1 protein-coding gene and 1 pseudogene are annotated in these 2,260 nt (G+C 47.4%); both read right to left on the bottom strand.

Annotation, left to right across the window (positions count from 1 at the left end; translation table 11 throughout):
* A pseudogene (locus OSH00_RS20415) lies at positions 1–353 on the bottom strand (biotin/lipoyl-binding protein); the annotation flags it as partial.
* Positions 350–2,260: type I secretion system permease/ATPase (locus OSH00_RS20410; RefSeq protein WP_266131945.1), on the bottom strand; the 1,911-nt coding region annotated here is incomplete at its 5' end. The pseudogene OSH00_RS20415 and the gene OSH00_RS20410, both read right to left, overlap by 4 nt.

Genomic DNA, 2,260 nt, shown 5'->3' with positions numbered 1-2,260 from the left:
ATCTGGGCAAGGGTTTGCCCTTTTTGTACAATATCGCCTTCTTTGACATCCAAACTGGTGAGTACCCCACCATCTAAGGATTGAATGATTTGCTCTTTGGAGGAAGGAATCACCTTACCTGTGCCCGTTGAGACTTCTTCTAATTTAAAAACACATGCCCAAATCAGAAAGGCCAGTAAGCCCACAGCCACGATCCAAATAATAAAACTGGCTTTAGGCAAAGGCGGTTCTGAAAACTTTAATGCGGATGGATTGCTGGGACGCTTGAGCAAATCGCTTGTCTCATGATCATGGGGGGCAGCCGGTGCAGTGCTTTGCAGTTCAATCTTTTGTTGATTGTGTTGTTGGCTCATGCTGAAGCACCTCCCGCATTCGGCTGATGTTGGGGATTTAAAATGGCATCTCGTGGTCCATCTTTAATAATCTTTCCTTCATGTATCACAATGATCCGATCCACCAGTTGCAGGACTGCAGGGCGGTGGGTTGCCACCACCAAGGTGCGATGACCCAGCCATTGTTTTAGATGTTGAATCAGGACTTTTTCAGAGACATCATCAATCGACGCCGTAGGTTCATCCAGCAAGACAATATTCGGGTTTCTCAACAATAAGCGGGTCAGCAGTAATGCCTGTTTCTGTCCGCCTGAAAAGCCCACACCGCCTTCAAGAATGGTATGGTCCAAGCCCTCTTTTTTCTGCTCAACAATGTCCAGTGCATTGGTGATTTGCAAAGCACGTACAATTTCTTCATCGGTTGCCAATGGCGCACCCAAGGTTAGATTTTCACGGATGGTCCCAAAGAATAAATGGGCATTTTGATTGAGCAGTGCCATATCCCGGCGAATATCATCAGGATCCAGCAAGGATTGATCGACACCATCCAGACTAATTTTGCCCTGTACAGGCAGTTGCATCCCGGCCAGTAATTGTAAAAGGCTGGATTTTCCTGCGCCATTGCGTCCCAGAATCGCCACCTTTTCACCGATCGCGATTTTGAGTTGGGGAATGACCAAGGTCGGACGTGGATCATCTTCAGTATATTTAAATACCACCCCTTTAAAATCATAATCGCCTAACAGCACTTTACGCTGAATCAATTGGGCACGTTCAGGGCGATCAACCGGTTTTTGCATCAATTCATCTAGGCCGTTTTTCGCCACTTTGGCTTGTTGCCAACGTCCCAGCACGCCCGTCACTTGAGAAATGGGGGCCAGCATCCGTGAGGAGAGAATTGAACACGCCACCAAGGCACCCGTGGTCATGTCGCCTTTCATCACCGCGAAACACCCCACCAAGACCACGATGGCATAGGTCAAACCTTGAATCTTTTGTGTCCATGCATTTAACCAACCGACAATTTTTCGTTGGCGCATGCTGACATCAGCAGAAACTTCATTCATGTGGTTCCATTGATTTTGGAATCTGGCTTCAGCACGCAGTAGTTTGATATCTTCAATGCCCTGCACGGCTTCAACCAAAATCGCATTACGAATTGCCGATTCACGCATCCCTTCAGTTGCCAATTGTGCCAATTTCTTTTGTACCAAGAAGCCCGGAACAATCATCAACGGTACCACCAGCAACATCACCCAGAAAATATTGCCGCCAATCAGCCAAAAGATCACCAGAAACAGGAAGAAAAACGGTAGATCTGCAATCGCACTGATGGTGGTTGAGGTGACCAATTCACGAACCCCTTCAAGTTCACGAATCTGGGAAATAAAAGAGCCTGTTGAACGTGCCCGATCTTTATTGCGAATGCGCAATGCATGACCAAATACCCGGTCTGAAATCTTTAAGTCGGCACGTTTACCGATAATGTCGGATAGATAGACCCGTGCGATTCGCAGAATGAATTCAAAGACTGCTGCGATCAGTACCCCGCCTGCAAGAACCCACAAGGTGGGAATAGACTGAGAAGGTACCACACGATCATAGACTTGCATGGAGAAGATGATGGTCGCCAAGGCCAAAATATTGGCAATCATGGAAGCCACCATAATGTCGGTATAACGCTTCCAGTCTTTTAGAACAATGTCCCAGAACCAACTTTTCTCATAAGGCTTGATGTATTCATCAACACGTGCATCAGGCACGGAGGTTTCGGGTCTAAAAATATAGACACGCTTGGCATGGGCTTGCAGCTGCTGCACACTGAAGCTTTGTGACAGCCCTTGATCACCACTGAGCTGCAGACTGACATTGCCGGTCGTGTCGACTTTCTCAATCACCGCCACCTGACCATCATTGAGTTCAACCAC

This window comes from Acinetobacter nematophilus (assembly GCF_026344175.1).
In the GTDB taxonomy this organism is placed as follows: Bacteria; Pseudomonadota; Gammaproteobacteria; order Pseudomonadales; family Moraxellaceae; genus Acinetobacter; species Acinetobacter nematophilus.
This window is presented reverse-complemented; position numbering and strand designations above follow the sequence as displayed.